At 69.2% G+C, this 20,509-nt stretch carries 17 protein-coding genes; 10 read left to right on the top strand and 7 right to left on the bottom strand.

Features of this window, described 5'->3' with window-relative positions; translation table 11 throughout:
* The first annotated feature begins 146 nt into the window (after nt 1–146).
* From ACH4EW_RS10675 to ACH4EW_RS10660, 4 genes are all read left to right on the top strand, one after another.
* The gene (locus ACH4EW_RS10675; protein ID WP_398254245.1) at nt 147–3,980 is read left to right on the top strand and encodes a multifunctional oxoglutarate decarboxylase/oxoglutarate dehydrogenase thiamine pyrophosphate-binding subunit/dihydrolipoyllysine-residue succinyltransferase subunit; all 3,834 of its coding nucleotides are present in this window, start codon (nt 147–149) and stop codon (nt 3,978–3,980) included.
* A 219-nt stretch (nt 3,981–4,199) separates the two neighbouring features.
* Nucleotides 4,200–4,382 (top strand): DUF6104 family protein, encoded by a 183-nt coding sequence (locus tag ACH4EW_RS10670; protein ID WP_224298382.1) that lies wholly within the window; start codon nt 4,200–4,202, stop codon nt 4,380–4,382.
* 295 nt (nt 4,383–4,677) lie between these two features.
* Nucleotides 4,678–5,535, top strand: coding sequence for a DUF4097 family beta strand repeat-containing protein (locus ACH4EW_RS10665; protein ID WP_398254241.1), 858 nt, complete (start codon nt 4,678–4,680; stop codon nt 5,533–5,535).
* Nucleotide 5,536: 1 nt separating this feature from the next.
* Nucleotides 5,537–6,541, top strand: a complete 1,005-nt coding sequence (locus tag ACH4EW_RS10660; protein WP_398254239.1) for a helix-turn-helix transcriptional regulator — start codon at nt 5,537–5,539, stop codon at nt 6,539–6,541.
* Between the two features lie 69 nt (nt 6,542–6,610).
* On the opposite strand, the gene ACH4EW_RS10655 is transcribed toward ACH4EW_RS10660, so the two are convergent.
* The 3 genes from ACH4EW_RS10655 to ACH4EW_RS10645 form a co-directional block, all read right to left on the bottom strand.
* Entirely contained in the window at nt 6,611–8,005 is a 1,395-nt protein-coding gene (locus ACH4EW_RS10655) for a cellulase family glycosylhydrolase (RefSeq protein ID WP_398254236.1), read from the bottom strand.
* 38 nt (nt 8,006–8,043) lie between these two features.
* Entirely contained in the window at nt 8,044–9,009 is a 966-nt protein-coding gene (locus ACH4EW_RS10650; RefSeq protein ID WP_398254234.1) for a zinc-binding dehydrogenase, read from the bottom strand.
* 206 nt (nt 9,010–9,215) lie between these two features.
* Nucleotides 9,216–10,427: an NADP-dependent malic enzyme gene (locus ACH4EW_RS10645; protein ID WP_398254231.1), complete on the bottom strand. Its 1,212-nt coding sequence runs from the start codon at nt 10,425–10,427 to the stop codon at nt 9,216–9,218.
* A gap of 541 nt (nt 10,428–10,968) precedes the next feature.
* Here ACH4EW_RS10645 and ACH4EW_RS10640 point away from each other — a divergent pair.
* From ACH4EW_RS10640 to ACH4EW_RS10630, 3 genes are read left to right on the top strand one after another with little or no spacing between them, the layout of a single operon-like run.
* Entirely contained in the window at nt 10,969–11,919 is a 951-nt protein-coding gene (locus tag ACH4EW_RS10640; RefSeq protein ID WP_398254228.1) for an ABC transporter substrate-binding protein, read from the top strand.
* A 29-nt stretch (nt 11,920–11,948) separates the two neighbouring features.
* Nucleotides 11,949–12,899: an amino acid ABC transporter permease gene (locus ACH4EW_RS10635; protein WP_398254226.1), complete on the top strand. Its 951-nt coding sequence runs from the start codon at nt 11,949–11,951 to the stop codon at nt 12,897–12,899.
* The gene (locus ACH4EW_RS10630) at nt 12,896–13,657 is read left to right on the top strand and encodes an amino acid ABC transporter ATP-binding protein (protein WP_398254223.1); all 762 of its coding nucleotides are present in this window, start codon (nt 12,896–12,898) and stop codon (nt 13,655–13,657) included. Before ACH4EW_RS10635 ends, ACH4EW_RS10630 begins: the two co-directional genes overlap by 4 nt.
* A gap of 66 nt (nt 13,658–13,723) precedes the next feature.
* Here the strand turns inward: ACH4EW_RS10630 and ACH4EW_RS10625 are convergent, their stop codons facing one another.
* On the bottom strand, nt 13,724–14,527 hold the full coding sequence (locus tag ACH4EW_RS10625; RefSeq protein ID WP_398254221.1) for a class I SAM-dependent methyltransferase: 804 nt from the start codon (nt 14,525–14,527) through the stop codon (nt 13,724–13,726).
* Between the two features lie 48 nt (nt 14,528–14,575).
* Between ACH4EW_RS10625 and ACH4EW_RS10620 the strand changes: the two genes are divergently transcribed.
* A complete protein-coding gene (locus tag ACH4EW_RS10620; RefSeq protein WP_398254218.1) occupies nt 14,576–15,205 on the top strand; it encodes a CGNR zinc finger domain-containing protein in 630 nt (209 codons plus the stop codon).
* On the opposite strand, the gene sodX is transcribed toward ACH4EW_RS10620, so the two are convergent.
* A complete protein-coding gene (gene sodX / locus ACH4EW_RS10615; RefSeq protein WP_398254215.1) occupies nt 15,109–15,567 on the bottom strand; it encodes a nickel-type superoxide dismutase maturation protease in 459 nt (152 codons plus the stop codon). The two genes, ACH4EW_RS10620 and sodX, sit on opposite strands and share 97 nt — an antisense overlap.
* A gap of 180 nt (nt 15,568–15,747) precedes the next feature.
* Here sodX and sodN point away from each other — a divergent pair, with 180 nt between their 5' ends.
* The gene (sodN, locus tag ACH4EW_RS10610; RefSeq protein ID WP_072483792.1) at nt 15,748–16,143 is read left to right on the top strand and encodes a superoxide dismutase, Ni; all 396 of its coding nucleotides are present in this window, start codon (nt 15,748–15,750) and stop codon (nt 16,141–16,143) included.
* A gap of 125 nt (nt 16,144–16,268) precedes the next feature.
* On the opposite strand, the gene ACH4EW_RS10605 is transcribed toward sodN, so the two are convergent.
* Together ACH4EW_RS10605 and ACH4EW_RS10600 are read right to left on the bottom strand one after the other, a co-directional pair.
* Nucleotides 16,269–17,618 (bottom strand): PP2C family protein-serine/threonine phosphatase, encoded by a 1,350-nt coding sequence (locus ACH4EW_RS10605; protein WP_398254213.1) that lies wholly within the window; start codon nt 17,616–17,618, stop codon nt 16,269–16,271.
* Nucleotides 17,618–17,899, bottom strand: coding sequence for a hypothetical protein (locus ACH4EW_RS10600; RefSeq protein ID WP_398254211.1), 282 nt, complete (start codon nt 17,897–17,899; stop codon nt 17,618–17,620). Before ACH4EW_RS10600 ends, ACH4EW_RS10605 begins: the two co-directional genes overlap by 1 nt.
* A 974-nt stretch (nt 17,900–18,873) precedes the next feature.
* On the opposite strand from ACH4EW_RS10600, the gene ACH4EW_RS10595 reads away from it, so the two are divergent.
* On the top strand, nt 18,874–20,418 hold the full coding sequence (locus ACH4EW_RS10595) for a hypothetical protein (RefSeq protein WP_398254209.1): 1,545 nt from the start codon (nt 18,874–18,876) through the stop codon (nt 20,416–20,418).
* Nucleotides 20,419–20,509 lie beyond the last annotated feature (91 nt).

Raw genomic sequence — 20,509 nt, 5'->3', positions numbered from 1 at the left:
TTCCCGCCATTTCCTGCACCGAAACCCGCCTTCCGATGTGACTTGCACGACGAAGACCGGCCCGGCCTGCATGGAACGGCCGGGGAGGCGTAGCCTTGATTTCCGCTGTCCATCACCTTGTGAAGCGGAAGAGGGCGGTTGCCGCCGTGTCGTCTCAGTCCCCCAGTAACTCGAGCATCTCGACCGACCAAGCCACCCCGGGTTCGGACCCGGCTGCAGCTTTCGGCCCCAATGAGTGGCTCGTCGACGAGATCTACCAGCAGTACCTCCAGGATCCCAGTTCGGTCGATCGCGCCTGGTGGGACTTCTTCGCCGACTACAAGCCGGGTACGTCCGGCACGGCGGACAAGCCCCTTCCCGGCGCCGCAGCCGCGGGGGCTGCGGTGATCCCGACCGCCACCGCACCGACCACCGCACCTCAGGCCACTGGGACGCAGGCCCCGGCTCCGGCCGCGAAGGCCGCCGCGCCCGTGGCTCCGGCGCCCGCACAGGCCGCTCCCGCCGCCGCTGCTCCGGCGGCCCCGGCGAAGGCAGCCCCGGCTCCGGCCGCGAAGGCCGCCGCGCCTGCCCCGGCCAAGCCCGCCGCGGCTGAGGCCACCGAGGCCCCGGCAGGACCGGAGTACGTGACGCTGCGCGGCCCGTCGGCCGCCGTCGCGAAGAACATGAACGCGTCGCTGGAGCTGCCGACGGCCACGTCCGTCCGCGCCGTTCCGGTGAAGCTGCTCTTCGACAACCGCATCGTCATCAACAACCACCTCAAGCGCGCCCGGGGCGGGAAGATCTCCTTCACGCACCTCATCGGGTACGCGATGGTGCAGGCCCTCAAGGCCATGCCGGCGATGAACCACTCCTTCGCGCTGAAGGACGGCAAGCCGACCCTGGTCAAGCCGGACCACGTCAACCTCGGCCTGGCCATCGACCTGGTGAAGCCGAACGGCGACCGCCAGCTGGTCGTCGCGGCCATCAAGAAGGCCGAGACGCTCAACTTCTTCGAGTTCTGGCAGGCCTACGAGGACATCGTCCGCCGCGCCCGCAACGGCAAGCTCGGCATGGACGACTTCACCGGAGTCACCGCCTCGCTGACCAACCCCGGCGGCATCGGCACCGTGCACTCGGTGCCCCGCCTGATGCCCGGACAGGGCCTCATCATGGGCGTCGGCGCGATGGACTACCCGGCAGAGTTCCAGGGCACCTCCCAGGACACCCTGAACAAGCTGGGCATCTCCAAGATCATGACGCTGACCTCGACGTACGACCACCGGGTCATCCAGGGCGCCGCCTCCGGCGAGTTCCTGCGGATCGTCGCCCAGCTCCTCCTCGGCGAGAACGAGTTCTACGACGAGATCTTCAAGTCGCTGCGCATTCCGTACGAGCCGGTCCGCTGGCTCACGGACATCGACGCGTCGCACGACAACGACGTGACCAAGGCCGCGCGGGTCTTCGAGCTGATCCACTCCTACCGGGTCCGCGGTCATGTCATGGCCGACACCGACCCGCTGGAGTACCGCCAGCGCAAGCACCCCGACCTGGACATCACCGAGCACGGCCTCACCCTGTGGGACCTGGAGCGGGACTTCGCGGTCGGCGGTTTCGCCGGCAAGTCGATGATGAAGCTCCGCGACATCCTCGGTGTGCTGCGTGAGTCGTACTGCCGCACCACCGGCATCGAGTTCATGCACATCCAGGACCCGAAGCAGCGCAAGTGGATCCAGGACCGGGTGGAGCGCACGCGCACCCAGCAGCCCGAGCGCGAGGAGCAGCTGCGCATCCTGCGCCGGCTGAACGCCGCCGAGGCGTTCGAGACGTTCCTGCAAACCAAGTACGTCGGTCAGAAGCGGTTCTCGCTGGAGGGCGGCGAGTCCGTCATCCCGCTGCTCGACGCGGTCATCGACTCCGCCGCCGAGGCCCGCCTCGACGAGGTCGTCATCGGCATGGCCCACCGCGGCCGGCTGAACGTGCTGGCGAACATCGTCGGCAAGTCGTACGCGCAGATCTTCCGCGAGTTCGAGGGCAACCTCGACCCCCGGTCGATGCACGGCTCCGGCGACGTGAAGTACCACCTGGGCGCCGAGGGCACCTTCACCGGTCTGGACGGCGAGCAGATCAAGGTCTCTCTGGCCGCCAACCCCTCGCACCTGGAGGCGGTCGACCCGGTCCTGGAGGGCATCACCCGTGCCAAGCAGGACCTCATCAACAAGGGCGGCACGGACTTCACTGTCCTGCCCGTCGCGCTCCACGGCGACGCGGCCTTCGCGGGCCAGGGCGTCGTCGCCGAGACGCTCAACATGTCGCAGCTGCGCGGCTACCGCACCGGCGGCACCGTGCACGTGGTGATCAACAACCAGGTCGGCTTCACCGCCGCCCCGGAGTCCTCGCGCTCCTCGATGTACGCCACGGACGTGGCGCGCATGATCGAGGCGCCGATCATCCACGTCAACGGTGACGACCCCGAGGCCGTCGTCCGTGTCGCGCGCCTGGCATTCGAGTTCCGGCAGGCGTTCAACAAGGACGTCGTGATCGACCTCATCTGCTACCGCCGCCGCGGTCACAACGAGGGCGACAACCCGGAGTTCACCAACCCGCAGATGTACACCCTGATCGACAAGAAGCGCTCGGTGCGCAAGCTCTACACCGAGTCCCTCATCGGTCGCGGCGACATCACGCTGGAAGAGGCCGAGCAGGCCCTCCAGGACTTCCAGGGCCAGCTGGAGAAGGTCTTCGCGGAGGTCCGCGAGGCCACCTCGCTGCCGGCTCCGGCACACGCCCCCGAGGTCCAGCCCGAGTTCCCGGTCGACGTGACCACCGCGGTCTCCCAGGAGGTCGTGAAGGTCATCGCGGAGTCCCAGGTCAACATCCCCGACCGGATCACCGTCCACCCCCGTCTGATGCCGCAGATGCAGCGTCGCGCGGCCTCGGTGGAGAACGGCACGATCGACTGGGGCATGGGCGAGACCCTGGCCATCGGTTCGCTGCTGATGGAGGGCACCCCGGTCCGGCTCGCCGGCCAGGACACCCGCCGCGGCACCTTCGGCCAGCGGCACGCGGTCCTCGTCGACCAGGTGACCGGCGAGGACTACACCCCGCTGCTCTACCTCTCCGACGACCAGGCCCGTTACAACGTCTACGACTCGCTCCTCAGCGAGTACGCGGCGATGGGCTTCGAGTACGGCTACTCGCTGGCCCGTCCGGAGTCGCTGGTCGTCTGGGAGGCCCAGTTCGGTGACTTCGTCAACGGCGCGCAGACCGTCGTCGACGAGTTCATCTCCTCGGCCGAGCAGAAGTGGGGCCAGACCTCCGGCGTCACGCTGCTGCTGCCGCACGGCTACGAGGGCCAGGGCCCGGACCACTCGTCCGCCCGCCCGGAGCGCTTCCTCCAGCTGTGCGCGCAGAACAACATGACGGTCGCCATGCCGACCCTGCCGTCGAACTACTTCCACCTCCTGCGGTGGCAGGTGCACAACCCGCACCACAAGCCGCTGGTCGTCTTCACCCCGAAGTCGATGCTCCGCCTCAAGGCGGCCGCGTCGAAGGCGGAGGAGTTCACCACCGGCGGCTTCCGCCCGGTGATCGGCGACGACACGGTGAACGCGAACGACGTCCGCAAGGTCGTCTTCTGCGCCGGCAAGGTCTACTACGACCTGGAGGCCGAGCGCGAGAAGCGTGGCGTCACGGACACCGCGATTATCCGTCTGGAGCGCCTGTACCCGCTGCCGGGCGCCGAGGTGCAGGCCGAGATCGCCAAGTACCCGAACGCCGAGAAGTACCTCTGGGCCCAGGAGGAGCCGGCCAACCAGGGCGCCTGGCCGTTCATCGCCCTGAACCTGATCGACCACCTGGACCTGGCCGTCGGCGCCGACGTCCCGCACGGTGAGCGCCTGCGTCGCATCTCGCGGCCGCACAGCTCGTCCCCGGCGGTCGGCTCGGCCAAGCGCCACCAGGCCGAGCAGGCACAGCTGGTCGCCGAGGTCTTCGAGGCCTGACCGGTCACTGTACGCACAACGAGGGGCCCGGTCCCGCGAGTTGCTCGCGGGACCGGGCCCCTCGGTCTGTGGTGCCGATCAGAGGTCGTGGGCGATCCGGGCCATGACGCCGGGGTGCCGCGGGCCGGTTCGTGACGGGCTCGCACGGCTGCCGCGGGCCGCGCCCGGGGACGTGCTCCCGGCCTTCGAGGGGCTGTCACCAGGCATTAGGCTTGCCGCATGTATTTCACCGACCGCGGTATCGAGGAACTGGAGAAGCGGCGAGGCGAGGAAGAGGTCACTCTCGAGTGGCTCGCCGAGCAGCTGCGTACGTTCGTCGATCTCAATCCCGATTTCGAGGTGCCGGTCGAGCGCCTCGCCACCTGGCTGGCCCGCCTCGACGACGAGGACGAGGACGAGTAGCCGGACCGGCCCGACGCCCTCGCTCCCCGCGAAGACCCCAGCCGCCAGACGTAGCCGACCGGGCGACGCCCAGCAGATGGGCCACCGGCCGTACGGCGGCACAGCAGCAGCCCCCGGGGGTGTCGCGTTCACGCTCACACATTGGGGCAATTTGCCCACATTTGACATCTTTTGATCGATTGATGACCTCGTGATGCCACTCGACTTCCCTTGACTTCCCCGAGGCGCGATATATCGTGTTCTTCAAGAGACGCGATATGTTGCGTCATTCTGCGCTCCCCCGGAGGTCAGATCCATGCCTGTGTCGACATGGGCCGTCGCCGAGCCCCAGAAGCTGACCTTCGACGACCCCGTGACATCGCTCAATGTGCGCATCGTCGGGGGCACCGTCAATGTCGTCGGCACCGAGGAGCCGACGGCCCGGCTGGAGATCTCCGCGATCGAGGGCCCGCCGCTGATCGTGACCCAGGAGGGCGGCACCCTCACGGTCGCGTACGAGGGCCTGCCGTGGAACGGCTTCCTCAAGTGGTTCGACCCCAAGGGCTGGCACCGGAGCGCTGTCGTCTCACTCGCCGTGCCGACCGGGTCGGCGGTGGAGGTGGGCGTGGTCGGCGCCGGAGCCGTCGTATCCGGAATCCGCGGGCGTACGGACATACGGGGCGTCACCGGCGACACCACGCTCGTCGGGCTCGCGGGTCCGGTCCGGGCCGAGACCGTCTCCGGCAGCGTGGAGGCCCAGTCGGTCACCGGCGAACTGCGCTTCATGACCGTCTCGGGCGATCTGACGGTCGTCGAGGGCGCCGGGCCCTCGGTACGGGCGGACTCGGTCAGCGGCAACATGGTGCTGGACCTGGACCCGACCGGGAAGCCCACGGACATCCAGTTGGCGACGGTGTCCGGCGAGGTCGCCATCCGGCTGCCGCACCCGGCGGACGCGACGGTCGAGGCGAACACCGCGAGCGGCGCCGTCTCCAACGGCTTCGAGGATCTGCGGGTCAGCGGCCAGTGGGGGGCGAAGAAGATCACCGGCACACTCGGCGCCGGGGCCGGGAAGCTGAGGGCGACGACCGTCTCGGGATCGATCGCCCTGCTGCGCCGCCCACCGGCCGAGGACGATCCGTACGATGCCGAGCCGACCGGAAAGGTGCTCTGACATGCCCCCCGTATTCGCCCACGGCCGCCTCCGCCTCTATCTGCTGAAGCTGCTCGACGAGGCCCCTCGCCATGGCTACGAGGTGATCCGGCTCCTGGAGGAGCGCTTCCAGGGGCTGTACGCGCCCTCGGCGGGCACGGTCTATCCGCGCCTCGCCAAGCTGGAGGCCGAAGGCCTCGTCACCCATGCCACCGAGGGCGGCCGCAAGGTCTACTCGATCACCGACGCGGGCCGCGCCGAACTCGCCGGCCGCACGGACGAACTGGCCGATCTGGAACAGGAGATCAGGGACTCCGTCTCCGAACTGGCCGCCGAGATCCGGGACGACGTACACGGCGCCGCCGGCAAGCTGCGCAGCGAGATGCGGGCCGCGGCGCGCGAGAACAGGCACACCTCCGCCGGTCCCACCGGGCGCAAGAGCGACTGGAAGTCCACCTTCGGCGACTTCGGTGACTTCGGCGACTTCGGTGACTTCGGCGACAAGGAGGCATGGCGCGCCGCGAAGGAGGAGCTGCGCAAGGCCAAGCAGGAGTGGAAGGAGCAGGCCCGCCGGGCGAAGGACGAGTCCCGCCGCGCCCGCGAGGACGCGCAGCAGGCCCGGCGTCAGGCCAAGGAGGCCCAGGACAGGGCGCGCGAGCAGATGCAGAACGCCGCTCGCCAGGTCCAGGAGCACTTCGCGCGCGGAGACTGGCCCTCGGGCGTACGGGAGGGACTGGCCGAGATCACCGGCCAGCTGGGCAGCTTCGCGAGGACGGGCAGCTGGCCCCCGTCCACCAAGCCCGAGCCCTCCGACGCCGCCCCGGAATGGGGCAAGGACACCGCGGGGACCGGTGACCCGGCCCGTGATCTGGACCGCCTGCTCGACCGCTTCCGCGACGACATCCGCGACGCAGCCCGGGACCGGGGCGTCACAGAGGCCCAGCTGACGGAGGCCCGCCGCCATCTGTCGACGGCCGCGGCCCACATCGGGGCGTTGCTGCGGAAGGACGACGGAAAGGCGGGGTGAAGCGGGGACCGGTCCGGGGCGAACGCCGGACGGACCGGTGAGGAGGGCCGCTGAGCCCGTCCGGCTCGGTCACGCCGCCGGGGTGACCGTGACCGTGACACGAACCCCCTCACGGGCCCGGATCCGTACCTCTCCCCCGTGCCGGCGGACCGCGGCACGGCCGGCCACCGAGACCCGCCACTCCGCGGCCGTCGGCGGCAGGGAGATCTCCGTGGTGCCGCGGCGGCCCGCCGTGTAGGAGAGCTGGTAGACGCCGGTGGTGTCGTCGTACGTGTCCGAGTGGACGGTTCCGGCGACGGCGGGCGCGTACGGTGTGGCGGTCCGTTCCTTGTTCTCGGCGAAGGCCCCGTGCTCGTCCAGGGCACAGTAGCCGCGGCCGTAGCACCACACCCAGCCCGCCCAGCCCGAGGCGTAGCGGTTCAGTGAGGCCATGGCGTCCCGGTAGAAGCGGCCCATCCGCGGGAGTGTGTTGTTCAGCGGGCCCCATTCACCGACGACCACCGGAATACGCTGCTGCGCCGGGTACGTGGTGACGGCGGCCTCGTACGCCTCGAGCCAGCCGGCTGACGGGTCGTAGTCGCCGCCCGCCTCCATGGCGGCGTTGTAGAAGTGCGGTGCGTAGACGATCCGCCGGTCGTCGACGGTGCCCAGTCCCGTGGGGATGCCCTCGCCGACGATGGGGGTGGGTTCGATGAACAGCCAGTTGGTGCGGTCGACCGAACGGACCGCGCGGACCAGCCGGTTGTACATGGGGGTGAGCTGCCGGGCCTCGATGCGGCGGGCGGCCATTGCCAGGTCCTCGCCCTCCTGCATCTCCCCCATCGGCTCGTTGATGAAGTCATAGCCGAGGACTGCGGGGTGGTGCTCGAAGCGGTCGGCGACGACCTGCCACATCCGCGCCTGGGCGCGCTGGAGATCGGGATCCTCGTAGAGGTGGGTGAAGGCGCGCTGCACGGCGGGCTCGAAGTACTCGGAGAACCAGTCGTCGGGGTGCGGGGTGAAGGGCAGCCCGTCGGTGCGGGTCGCCCAGGCCGGGATGCCGCGGCTCCCGAACGCCGGGCCGAAGACGTCCTGATGGGCATCGAGCACCACCTGGATGTCGTACTTCCGTGCCCAGTCCAGGATTCGCTCGATCCGGCGCAGATACGCGGCGCTGTACTGGCCCCGGCGCGGCTCCAGATCGTCCCAGAAGATGAGCAGCCGGGCGAAGTTGAAGCCCTTGGCACGCAGATCGCGGAAGTGCTTCTCGGTGATGCCGGTGAGAGCCTGTTCACCGCTGTTCGCCTTGTCCGCGACGTTCCAGCCGCGCAGGGTGAGGGTGCGGCCCTCGTCGTCGGTGAGGCGTGGAATGCCGGGACGGTCCGGTGGTGGTGGTGCGGGGCGCGCGTGGGCGGCGGGGGCGAGCACCCCCGCCGCGAGCACGAGTGAGGTGACGACCGAGGTGAGTAAGCTTCCCATCCGCATTCGCATGACGCAGATGACAGCAGCTCACCCCGCACACCTCAAGAGCAAGTGAGCACAATCTTTCCGAACTGGTCGCCCGAGGCCAGCCGCTCGAACCCCTCGCGGGCCCGGTCCAGCGGTAGCACCTCGTCGATGACGGGACGCACTCCGGTTGTCGCGCAGAACGCCAGCAGGTCCTCCAGCTCGTCCTTGGAACCCATCGTCGAACCGACGACCTTCAGCTCCAGGAAGAAGATCCGGGTCAGCTCGGCATGCGAGGGCCGGTCGCCGCTGGTAGCGCCGGAGATGACGAGCGTGCCGCCGGGGCGCAGCGACTTGACCGAGTGGGACCAGGTGGCGGCGCCGACGGTCTCGATGACGGCGTCGACACGCTGCGGCAGCCGCGCGCCCGGCTCGTACGCCTCGATCGCACCGAGTTCGACGGCCCTTCTACGCTTGGCCTCGTCGCGGCTGGTGGCGTAGATCCGCAGCCCGGCCGCCCGTCCGAGCACGATCGCGGCGGTGGCGACGCCGCCGCCCGCGCCCTGGACGAGTACGGAGTCGCCGGGACGAACCCCGGCGTTGGTGAAGAGCATCCGGTACGCGGTGAGCCAGGCGGTGGGCAGACAGGCGGCCTGCTCGAAGGTGAGCTCCTTGGGCTTCGGCAGCACGTTCCAGCTGGGGACGGTGACCTGCTCGGCGAAGGTGCCCTGGTAGCGCTCGGTGAGGATGGAGCGGGGTTCCTTCGGGCCGACGCCGTGCCCGGTCTGGCCGATGACGGAGTGCAGGACGACCTCGTTGCCGTCCTGGTCGATCCCTGCGGCGTCGCAGCCGAGAATCATCGGCAGCTTGTCCTCGGCGAGACCGACACCGCGCAGGGACCAGAGGTCGTGATGGTTGAGGGAGGCGGCCCGGACGCTGATGGTGCTCCAGCCGGGACGCGCCTCGGGGGCCGGGCGTTCGCCCAGCTCAAGGCCGTCGAGGGGGTGGTCGCGGTCGATGCGGGATGCGTAGGCGGCGAACATGGCCTCGACGATAGGCCGGGGCGCGGGCCCGCGTAACCGGCTACGGGTGTGACGCGCACCGCGGGGGCGGGACCAGCCCCCGCCGGCGATTGGGGAGCGGCGGTCCGGAGGCGGAGCCGCTGTTACGCAAAGGGGCGGGGTGGGGAACAAGCCCGCCGCAGGCGCACCCCGCACCCGGGAACCCGCGCCCCGCCCCACCCCGGACGTCAGCGCCGAGCCACGCCCTCTGCCCGTGCCGCCGCGGCCACAGCGGCCGTCACCGCAGGAGCCACCCGCTCGTCGAACGGCGACGGAATCACGTAGTCCGCCGCCAGTTCATCGCCCACGACATCCGCCAGCGCGTTCGCCGCGGCGATCTTCATGCCCTCGGTGATCCGGGAGGCCCGGACCTGAAGGGCACCGGCGAAGATGCCGGGGAAGGCCAGCACGTTGTTGATCTGGTTCGGGTAGTCGGAACGCCCGGTCGCCACGACAGCCGCGTACTTGTGCGCGACGTCGGGGTGGACCTCGGGGTTCGGGTTGGCCATGGCGAAGACGAACGCGCCGGGCGCCATCGAGGCGACGGCCGCCTCGGGGACCGTACCGCCGGAGACGCCGATGAAGACGTCCGCGCCGGCCAGCGCGCTCTCCAGCGGTCCGGAGATCCCGGCCCGGTTGGTGAGCTCGGCCAGCTTGCGCTTGACGTCGGTCAGGTCCTCGCGGTCCCGGCTGACGATGCCCTTGCGGTCGGCCACGGCGACGTCGCCGAGCCCCGCCTCCAGCAGGAACTTGGCGATGGCGACCCCGGCCGCACCGGCGCCGGAGATGACGGCGCGCAGGTCGCCGAGGTTCCGGCCGGACAGCTTCGCGGCGTTGCGCAGGGCCGCGAGCGTCACGACGGCGGTGCCGTGCTGGTCGTCGTGGAAGACCGGAATGTCGAGCCGCTCCTGCAGCTTGCGCTCGATCTCGAAGCAGCGCGGCGCCGAGATGTCCTCCAGGTTCACGCCGCCGAAGGACGGCGCGAGCCGGACGACCGTCTCGACGATCTCGTCCGCGTCGGTGGTGGCGAGCGCGATCGGGACCGCGTCGACGCCGCCGAACTGCTTGAACAGAATCGCCTTGCCCTCCATCACGGGGAGGGACGCCTCGGGACCGATGTCGCCGAGGCCGAGCACCGCGGTGCCGTCCGTCACTACGGCGACGACCTGTGACTTCCAGGTGTAGTCGTGGACCAGCTCCGGGTTCTCGGCGATGGCGCTGCACACCTTGGCGACGCCGGGCGTGTACGCGAGGGAAAGGTCGTCCTTGTCACGGACGGGCACGGTGGCCTGCACGGCCATCTTGCCGCCGCGGTGGAGCGCGAAGGCCGGATCGAACGGCTCATCGGTGGCGCTGTCGGTTGTACTGTCGCTGCGAGGATTGACGATCTCCGCTGCCATGGTGTTGGCCCCTTAGGTCTTCATCGTTTGAGGGTGGCCACTCCTGGTTGAGGAGGGGTGGGCGGGCACCGCGTACGTTCCCTGCGCCCGGCGGTTGGCCCGCCCCGGCAGGGGTGAATACATACGCGCGGGCGCGCCGCACACGCGCCCTGAGCCCCGGATGAGGGGTGTAAAGGTCTTTCTTACCGGACCGACAGCATTACGGACGAGTCCATACCGCCGCGGTGACACGACTCATAGTCGAGTTTCTGGATAAGACCGGCCGGGAAGCGACGAAATGACGTCCACCAGTCGAGACACACCACAGATCTCCGGCACGGAGATGAAATCCCTGGAGACGGTCCGGCCCCGACGTGCCGCGACCTCTGAGGTTCCCTTGAGGTTCGGGGCTCGCCCGTTACCCGATTTTGACATGACTGGCCCCTTGTTTGGGCGAATCCGAATGGCAAGATGCCGTAACCGCCCAGGGCGGCGGCATCCGGTGTCGTATGTCCGCACCTGCCTGGCAACATCACCCTCACCTGCCGGAGGAAACCCGATCATGACCGCAAGCACCACCCGCCGTACGGCCGCGAAGTCCCGGATTGCAGCGGCCTGCGCCATCGCGGTCGCCGGCACCATGCTGCTGACCGCCTGTGGCGACCAGACCAAGAGCTCCGGTTCGACGAAGGCCAAGGCCGAGAACTCCGCGGCCGCCGCACTGCTGCCACAGGAGATCAAGGACAAGGGCGTCATCAAGGTCGGTTCGGACATCGCATACCCACCGGTCGAGTTCAAGGACAAGTCCGGCAATACGGTCGGCATCGACCCCGACCTCGGCGCCGCGCTCGGCAAGGAGCTCGGCGTGAAGTTCCAGTTCGAGAACGGCACGTTCGACACGCTGATCACGGGCCTGCGCTCCAAGCGCTACGACCTGGCGATGTCGTCGATGACCGACACCAAGGACCGCCAGGAGGGCATCGACTCCGAGACGAAGAAGAAGGTCGGCGAGGGTGTCGACTTCGTCGACTACTTCACCGCCGGTGTCTCGATCTACACCAGGAAGGGCGACGACCAGGGAATCAAGACCTGGGCGGACCTCTGCGGCAAGAAGATCGCCGTCCAGCGGGGCACCGTCTCGCACGACCTCGCCAAGTCCGAGTCGAAGAAGTGTACGGGTGGCAAGAAGATCGCCCTGGAGACGTTCGACAACGACCTGGAGGCCCAGACCCGGCTGCGCAGCGGTGGCGCCGACGCCGTCTCCTCCGACTTCCCGGTCGCCGCGTACGCGGTGAAGACCTCGGGCGGCGGCAAGGACTTCCAGCTCGTCGGTGAGCAGGTCGAGGCCGCCCCGTACGGCATCGCCATCGCCAAGGGCAACGACCAGCTGACCAAGGCCGTGCAGGCGGCCCTGGACGCGATCATCAAGAACGGCGAGTACGGGAAGATCATCGCCAAGTGGGGCGTCGAGGCCGGCGCGGTCACCGAGGCCAAGGTGAATGGCGGATCCTGAAGAGGCACCGGCGCTGAAAGGCACTCGCTGTGACTGACATCGAAAAGACGGGCCCGGCCGACCAGCCGCCCATACCCCCCACCCCGCCGACCGGACCTCAGGCGATCAGGGCCATTCCGGTACGGCACTACGGCCGGTACGTCTCGGCCGTCATCGCCATCGCCGCACTCGCCGCCATCGTCTACGCGTTCAGCCAGGGCAGGATCAACTGGGGTGCGATCCCGGACTACTTCTTCGACGACCGCATCATCAAGGGCGTGGGCCAGACCCTGCTGCTGACCGCCCTGTCGATGGTGATCGGCGTCGTCGGCGGCGTCCTGCTGGCCGTCATGCGGCTGTCGAAGAACCCGGTGACCTCGTCGATCGCCTGGTTCTACATCTGGTTCTTCCGCGGCACCCCGGTCCTGGTCCAGCTGTTCGTCTGGTTCAACCTGGGCCTGGTCTTCGAGTACATCAACCTCGGGCCGATCTACAAGGACTACTGGTCGAGCTTCATGACGCCGCTGCTGACGGCGCTGCTCGGCCTGGGCCTCAACGAAGCCGCCTACATGGCCGAGATCTGCCGTGCGGGTCTGCTCTCGGTCGACGAGGGCCAGACGGAGGCGTCGCACGCGCTGGGCATGAGCCACGGCAAGACCCTGCGGCGCGTCGTGATCCCGCAGGCGATGCGGGTGATCGTGCCGCCGACGGGCAACGAAGTCATCAACATGCTCAAAACGACGTCGCTGGTGGCGGCCGTGCAGTTCTACGAGCTGTTCAAGTACGCCCAGGACATCGGGCAGTCGTCCGGAGCCCCGGTCGAGATGTACTTCCTGGCCGCGACCTGGTACTTGATCATGACTTCGGTGCTGAGTATCGGTCAGTTCTACCTGGAGCGGTACTACGCACGCGGGTCGACCCGCAGCCTGCCGCCCACCCCGCTGCAGAAGGTCAGGGCCAATCTGCTGTCCCTGGGCCGCCCGAAGGGAGGCATGGCATGACCGCCATGGTGAAGGCCGAGGGCGTCCACAAGTCCTTCGGCGCCGCGCACATCCTCAAGGGCATCGACCTGGAGGTCGCCCCGCGTGAGGTCTTCTGTCTGATCGGCCCGTCCGGTTCCGGCAAGTCGACCTTTTTGCGGTGCATCAACCACCTGGAGAAGATCAACGCCGGCCGGCTGTACGTCGACGGCGAACTGGTGGGCTACCGCCAGAAGGGCGACAAGCTCTACGAGCTCAAGGACAGCGAAGTCGCCCTGAAGCGCCAGGACATCGGCATGGTCTTCCAGCGCTTCAACCTCTTCCCTCATATGACGGCGATCGAGAACGTCATGGAGGCCCCGGTCCAGGTCAAGGGAGAGGCGAAGGCCGTAGCCCGGGCACGGGCGGAGCAGCTGCTGGACCGGGTCGGCCTGGCCGACAAGGCGAAGAACTACCCCTCCCAGCTCTCCGGCGGCCAGCAGCAGCGGGTGGCCATCGCCCGCGCCCTGGCCATGGAGCCGAAGCTGATGCTCTTCGACGAGCCGACGTCGGCGCTCGACCCGGAGCTGGTGGGCGATGTCCTGGACGTCATGCGCGGTCTCGCCGAGGACGGCATGACGATGGTCGTCGTGACCCATGAGATGGGCTTCGCCCGTGAGGTCGGCGATGCGCTGGTCTTCATGGACGACGGTGTGGTGGTCGAGTCGGGTCACCCGCGCGACGTACTGACCAACCCGCAGCACGACCGGACGAAGTCGTTCCTGTCGAAGGTGCTCTGAGAAGGCAGGAGGAGGGCGGTACGGACCTGGACCGGCCCGTACCGCCCATTCCTGCGCGTGCTGCTCCTACTTCACCGCGAGCACCAGGGTGTCCGACGGGGACGCCCAGACAGCCCGCGCCTCGGCGAAGCCCGCGTCGCGCAGGGTGTCGGCATGCCACCGCACGGACGGCATGTCGCCGTCCGCGTGCTCGCCGTAGATCTCGTACCGCTCGGCGGTCGGCCCGGCGAGGACCGGGTCCTTCGCGGCGAGGGCCCACCAGTCCGCCCAGTCGAGCGCGCCCGCTGCCTTGGCACGGTCCATGGCTGCGTGCCGGTGGGCGCGTTCGGCCGCGTTGATCCGGGGGGTCTCGGTGTCGATCACGTGGTCGGCGTTCATGAACACGCCGCCGTCCCTGACGAGCCCGCCGATCCGCCGGTAGAGCGCGGTGAGCGGCTCGGTGTGCAGCCAGTGCAGGGCGGTGGCGGTGAGGACGGCGTCGTACGAGTCGTACGGCAACTTCCCGGCCCAGTCCGGGTCCTTGAGGTCGGCGGCGACGAAAGTGACGCGCTCGTCGCCGTCGAAGTAACCGCGCGCGATGGCGAGCAGTGCCGGGTCGAGGTCGACGCCCGTGCTGGTGGCCTCGGGGAACCGCTTGAGCAGCCGGTCCGTAATACTTCCCGTACCGCAAGCGAGATCGAGCACTCTCGGCCGGGGCCCCACCATGGCCTCGACCATGTCCAGCATCACCCGGAACCGTTCCTCGCGGTCGGGCATGTACCACTCCTGCTGCCGGTCCCAGCTCTCCTGCCAGGCCGCCCAGTCGGTACCTGTCGTTGTCTCCGTCACAAGGAACCTCCCATGTAATACCCTGGAAAGGCAAAAGCCCATTACACCGTGCGCTGCACCGACCTTAGACCGACGCCGTAAGGACTACAAGTGGAACTGGCCTATTACTCGGACTATGCCGTGCGTCTGGTCAACACGGAGGAGCCGGCCCGCAACAAGGATTCCCTCACCTCCGTCGAGGCGGTCCGCGAGCTGTTCGGCGTCAACCAACAGGCAGCCCGGCGGGCGACCGATGCGGATGTGACCCGCTTCCGGTCCGTACGGGCACGGCTGCGCGCGGTCTTCGAAGCGGCCGACGGCGGTGACGAGACACTCGCCGTCGACCTGCTCAACTCACTGCTGCTGGAGTTCCCGGTCAGCCCGCAGATCTCCGGGCACGATTTCCGCGACGAGGACGGCAAACCGGACTGGCACATGCACCTGTCCGACCACCCGTCGAACGCGACGGCCGGGTACGCCGCCATCGCGGCGATGGGCCTCGCCTTCCATCTCACCTCGTACGGTGTGGACCGGCTCGGCCTGTGCGAGGCGACGCCGTGCCGCAACGCCTACCTCGACACCTCGACCAACCGCTCCCGCCGCTACTGCTCGGACCGCTGCGCGACCCGCGCCAACGTGGCCGCCTACCGGGCCCGCAAGCGCCTGGAGACGGAACGCGCCGCCGACACCGGCCGCAGCGCGGAAACCGCCCAGGTCGCCACACCCCACAGCGACCGCTGATCCTTCTTCAGCGGCCGGTAGCGCGCCCGGACCCTGGCCAGGACGAGCTCCTCGGGAACCGTCCCGTAATCCGTGCTGTCACCGCCTGCGAAGGTGTTGTCGGCCAGCACCCACCAGCCGCCCCGACGGCGCTCGGCTGCCCGCTTGACGATCAGCAGATCCTGCTGGAACGGATGCCGCAGAATCACCACGTCCCCGGGGTGCACCGTCGCCCCGTACTGCACGAACAGCCAGTCCCCGTGATGGAGCGTGGGCACCATCGACGGCCCCGTCACCTCCACCACCTGGAACGGCACCCGCGCAGCCGGCCCCCGCCCAGGCTGCTCCGGCGTCAGCTCAGGCAACTCCGGCACCTCCCGCATCTCTCCGGCACCTCCCCGGTCCGTCCAGTACACCGTCCTGCACAGCGTTCCGTACATTCGGCCACTGGGCCCATCCTCACCCTGGACTTTTGGCCTAAGCCCATGGGGGCACCCGCTAAAACCCGCCTCTCACGGAGTAATGTCCCACCTGAGAAGACGATCACGAGGAAGGACAGCTCAATGCTTTCCCGCCTGTTTGCCCCCAAGGTGAAGGTCAGCGCCCACTGCGACCTGCCCTGCGGCGTGTACGACCCGGCCCAGGCCCGCATCGAGGCGGAGTCCGTCAAGGCCGTCCAGGAGAAGTACCAGGCCAACGAGGACCCGCACTTCCGGGCCCGCGCGGTGGTCATCAAGGAGCAGCGTGCCGAGCTCGCGAAGCACCACATCTCGGTGCTGTGGAGCGACTACTTCAAGCCCCCGCACTTCGAGAAGTACCCGGAGCTCCACCAGCTGGTCAACGACGCACTGAAGGCGCTGTCGGCTGCGAAGGCCTCCACGGACCCGGCGACGGGCCAGAAGGCACTGGACTACATCGCCCAGATCGACAAGATCTTCTGGGAGACCAAGAAGGCTTGATCGCCCTGCCGTTCGGCTTCCGACCGGATGCCAGGTCAGCGCGCACATGAGAGAGGCCCGACCGCTTCGAGCGATCGGGCCTCTCCTTGCTCGCCTCTTCGGGCGTGGTTCGGTAGGCCCGCTCCCTATCGGCCCCCAGGTCGATAGTTGCGCGGGGTGCGAAGGGCGAGGATGGCCATGTCGTCATGGCCGTCACTGGGGTGGTGGTCGGCGAGGAACCGTACGAAGTCGTCCAGTGGCAGATGGACATGGCCTGCGGCGAGTTCGGCGAGTTGGGCCAGGCCGTGGTCGATGGAGTGGCCGGGGTGCTCGACGAGCCCATCGGTGAAGAAGACCACGGTGGCGCCGGGGGGCAGAGTGCGGGTGTGGTCGGGGCGGTGTTGTTCGGTGTCCACCGCGAGGGGAAGGCCGGGCTCGGCGTAGAGGTACTCCGTGAGCTGGTCGGGGGTGATCAGGAGCGGGGGAAAGTGGCCGGCGGTGCTCCAGTGCAGCCTCCAGCCCCCTTGTCCGGGTTCGATGCGGGCCAGGCAGGCGGTGGTGACGGGCAGGTCGGTGATGGCTTGCAGGGTGCGGTCAAGCTGGTACAGGACGGCGCTGGGCGGGGTGAGGCGGTCGAACAGCAGGGCGCGCAGCATGCTGCGGGTCTGGGCCATGGCGGCTGCTGCGCGCAGGTCGTGGCCGACGACGTCGCCGATCACGACGGCGCATGCGTTGTCGGGCAGCCAGATGGCGTCGTACCAGTCTCCGCCGAGGCGGCCGGGTGTGGGGGCGGGGCGGTAGATGGAGGCGCCGGTGAAGGGGTGCAGGTCGGGCAGGGTGGGCAGCAGCATCCGCTGGAAGTGTTCGGCGCTACGGCGGAGCTCCTCGAACAAGTGGACGTTTTCGATCGCGATGCCGGCGGCGCCAGCCAGGGTGACGGCGATGTCCTCGTCGTCACGGTCGAAGGGCCGTCCGTCACGGCGTTCGGACAGATAGAGGTCACCGTAGATGGTGCCGCGGACGCTGACGGCGACGCCCAGGAGGGTGCGCATGTGGGGGTGGCCAGGCGGGAACCCGACAGAGGCGGGGTGGGAGGCGATGTCATCGATGCGCAGGGGTTCGACGGGGTGGTGGATCAGGTGCCCGAGGACCCCGCGGCCGAGGGGGAATTCAATGCCGGCCAGGTCGGCGCGCTCGGAGTCGGACAGGCCCGCCGTGATGAACTGCGCCAGTTGCTCACCGGACTCGTCCAGCACCCCCAGCGCCCCGTAGCGGGCGCCGGCCAGGTCCATTGCTGTGGTCACGATACGGTGCAACACTGTAGGGAGATCCGTCTCCCGGCTGATCGCCAGCACCGCATTCAGCAGGCCCTGCAGCCGGCCCTTGGTGGTGGCCAGCTCCCGTAGCTGCTGGGCGATCTGGTCCAGCTGGGCATCCAGCCGCAGCGTCAGGTCGGGAATCTGCGGCTGTTCGGGCTCTTCTCCTTGGCCCGCCATCACGAGCGCCCGGCAGCGCGGTATTCGCGTTCGGTAGCCTTCAGGTGGTGGCTGCGGCTGCTGGCGTTCCGTGAACGGTTCGTCGAGATCGTGGACACCGACCCAAGCACACTCTCCCGCGGCGGCTTCTTCCGCTTCAGCGGCATCGGTTGTCCGAGTGCCTTGGTCACCGTGTTCTGCGAGAAACGGTCCTTCCGGGCCGGCGCCCGCCCCGACTTCTCAGGGTTCTGCCGCTTGTCCCGGTGAATCCGCTCATGCAGCAACTCACGCGATCTGTGCACCCACAATCTCCTGACACGACCGTGATCAACCCGCACAGAGTGACGCGCCCAAACACCCCGACCAACGCATTACACCGAAAGCGGCATGTCACACACTTTCATACGAAGCGGCTCCCAAGCTCGTTGCCGGAGCGGGTGCCGTTTTCTTCGCCCGGCCACAGGCGGGCGGAGATCCGCAGCGTGTTGACGACGGAAGCGTGATTGCGAACCGCGGCGCAGCGCGACGGTCCAGTGCGTCGGCCGCCCGGCCGGCGCGCTCGGCCCGTGCCCGGCGCGGTGCGGCTTCGTCGGTGGCGTCGGCCTGGCCGACGGCACGCATGCGCTATAGTTGATCTTGGCAGTTCGCCGCAACGCGCGGCAACTGACGCTGCGTTGGTGGTCCAAGGAAAGACGCCCCGCTTCCTGCGGGGAGATGCAGGTGCAAGGCCTGCCCAGCGCTCGTTCATGGGGCCCTTCCCTCATCGGGGGAAGGGCCCCATCACTCTTTCGGAGGAAATCCCACTTTCAGGGCGGGGAGGGAATCCGGTCCTGAACCCTGCGGCGCGGAGCGTCGCGGCATCGTTCCGGAATGCTGCTCTGCTTTCTCGATGCAGTCCTTGACCGCTTGGAGTGGTGCGCCGTCGCAGGATCCGGTGAAGCAGGAGCCGGACCGGAAGCGTCCGTGCAGGTGGTCCGGTTGACGCGGTCGGTGAACTCGGCGCGCAGGTAGCGTGAGAAGACGCCGCTGATACGGCTCCCTGCGGCATGGGGCGGGCGCAGGCGAGCACGGTTGATCCTCACCGAGGGCCCGGAGGGTGACGTACGGTTCCCATACGTCTGCGGCGGCCCAGCCACTGCTCCTGGTGAACCGGGCGGGTTTACCGGTCATCGGGCTGCCTGCCCGCGTACGGTGGGCCCGCGCCCGCGCCCCGTCCGTCGCGGTGAGGACGGGTGCGGGCAATGGGGGACGGACACGGCACGGGAGGAAGAACGGGATGACGGAGGCCACTGCGAGCGAGCTGGATGAGCGGGTGCTGGGGCGCAGGTGGACGGTGCGTCTGGACGCTGCCGGTCGTGGCAGTGCGGCGGTGCGCGTCTCGTGCAGCCGTCCCTCCTGTGCCGAGCAGCGTCTGCCGTCCGCGGCCGCCGGCCGTGCGGCCGCGGTCGCCCACATCAAGGCCCACTTGCGGGCCGCTCCCGGACCTCGGGCCGAGGTGTACTGCGCGTGCCGGGCCGAGAGCTGCCGCATGCACATCCGTCCCGACGACCGGCAGATGCGTGCCCAGCCCTGGCGGTGCGGCGGGGCGGTCGTCCTGGCCGTGGTCACCGACCGGGAAGGGCGCTGGTGGCAGGCCCTGGAGTGCTGTTCACGCTGCGCGGCCGCCACCCCCGGGGCACAGGTCGTCACCACCGCTCGGGCCGCCTCCGGCCCGGCGGCAGACGCCCCGGCTGCTGCCGACCGCCCGTCGACCGCTCCTGCCGGCACGCCGCAGTTCTCCGACCGTCCCTCGCCTGCGCCGGGCCCGCGGGAAGTACCGGCCCCCCGCTCCGCTCCGACGCGGCGCCGCCGCCCGTACGGGAAGATCGCACAGCGGGTCGTCCCGTACGACCTGCAGCCCGTCGTCCTGCGGGACGAGCTCGTCGAGCTCGGTGAGCTCTTCCGCGCCTACCAGCAGCGCCCCGAACCCGACCTGGCGCTGCTCGCCGACCTCCATGAGCGCAAGGCACGCGCTTTCACCACCTGGGCCGATGTCACCGGAGACATCAATCTGCGACTTGAGGCCCGGCGCGCCGAGCAGGCCGCCACCGCCGCCCGCTTCCAGCACCAGCAGCGCACCGGCGTCAGTACGGACAGCGATGGGCCGGCGGTGCCCCGGCTGCTGACCGGGCCGACGCAATGGGAACACGTACGCTCCGTCCTCGCTCACGTGGCCGACCACAGCCCGCTGCCCGGCCCCGAGGCACGGCTGCTGGTGGTCATGCTGACCCTGCGCACCGCGCACACCGGCACCGGCAACCTCGTCGGGCAGGACGTCACCGCGCTGGGCCTGACCGATCCGGAGGACCTGGTCGAGAAGCTGACCGGCTGCGGCTGGCTGTGCCTTCCCGGCACCGCCGGTGACCTGCTCGCCTCCCGCCCCGAGAACCCCACCCCGGTCACCGTCCCGTCCCTCGTGCCTCACGGGGACGGAACGGGCCCGTTCATGTTCGGCAAGAAGATGCGGCCCAAGCTCAGCGGATGGGCCCAGAAAGTCGTCTCGGACAAGAAACTCCGCAAGGCCAAGGCCACCGCAAGTACCCGGCTGCTCGCCCTGACTTTGGCCACCCGGACCAGCGCCGACGGACGACTCGGCCCCGGCGGAACCGGCGTCGCCCTGGACTCTCTCGCCGCCTGCTGCCCGGTGGGTCCCGGCGAGCTGCAGCAGCTGGTCGACCGGCTGACCGCAACGGACTGGCTCTCCGAAGCAGCCGTCACCGACACCCACCTCACCGGGCGGCTGACCGAACGCGTCCTGCCGCTCACCTGCCCCCTTCCCTGACCAGACCAGGACGGTCAGGCTGAGCGGCGAAACACGGACGCGGCATCGCAGTCGGCCGGCCCGCTCCGCGCGAGCGAGGTCGGCGAGCGGT

This window comes from Streptomyces sp. NPDC018000 (assembly GCF_044328025.1).
GTDB lineage: Bacteria > Actinomycetota > Actinomycetes > Streptomycetales > Streptomycetaceae > Streptomyces.
Note: the sequence above shows the minus strand (reverse complement) of the source record. Positions and strands in the feature narration are given on the sequence as shown.

Excerpts from the sequence above, each read along its gene's own strand:
- sodN (WP_072483792.1), top strand. The coding sequence starts at position 15,748 with ATGCTTTCCCGCCTGTTTGCCCCCAAGGTGAAGGTCAGCGCCCACTGC.
- ACH4EW_RS10595 (WP_398254209.1), top strand. The coding sequence starts at position 18,874 with ATGACGGAGGCCACTGCGAGCGAGCTGGATGAGCGGGTGCTGGGGCGC.
- ACH4EW_RS10640 (WP_398254228.1), top strand. The coding sequence starts at position 10,969 with ATGACCGCAAGCACCACCCGCCGTACGGCCGCGAAGTCCCGGATTGCA.
- ACH4EW_RS10625 (WP_398254221.1), bottom strand. The coding sequence starts at position 14,527 with ATGGGCTTTTGCCTTTCCAGGGTATTACATGGGAGGTTCCTTGTGACG.
- sodX (WP_398254215.1), bottom strand. The coding sequence starts at position 15,567 with ATGCGGGAGGTGCCGGAGTTGCCTGAGCTGACGCCGGAGCAGCCTGGG.
- ACH4EW_RS10655 (WP_398254236.1), bottom strand. The coding sequence starts at position 8,005 with ATGCGGATGGGAAGCTTACTCACCTCGGTCGTCACCTCACTCGTGCTC.
- ACH4EW_RS10660 (WP_398254239.1), top strand. The coding sequence starts at position 5,537 with ATGCCCCCCGTATTCGCCCACGGCCGCCTCCGCCTCTATCTGCTGAAG.
- ACH4EW_RS10630 (WP_398254223.1), top strand. The coding sequence starts at position 12,896 with ATGACCGCCATGGTGAAGGCCGAGGGCGTCCACAAGTCCTTCGGCGCC.
- ACH4EW_RS10605 (WP_398254213.1), bottom strand. The coding sequence starts at position 17,618 with ATGGCGGGCCAAGGAGAAGAGCCCGAACAGCCGCAGATTCCCGACCTG.
- ACH4EW_RS10650 (WP_398254234.1), bottom strand. The coding sequence starts at position 9,009 with ATGTTCGCCGCCTACGCATCCCGCATCGACCGCGACCACCCCCTCGAC.
- ACH4EW_RS10645 (WP_398254231.1), bottom strand. The coding sequence starts at position 10,427 with ATGGCAGCGGAGATCGTCAATCCTCGCAGCGACAGTACAACCGACAGC.
- ACH4EW_RS10665 (WP_398254241.1), top strand. The coding sequence starts at position 4,678 with ATGCCTGTGTCGACATGGGCCGTCGCCGAGCCCCAGAAGCTGACCTTC.
- ACH4EW_RS10670 (WP_224298382.1), top strand. The coding sequence starts at position 4,200 with ATGTATTTCACCGACCGCGGTATCGAGGAACTGGAGAAGCGGCGAGGC.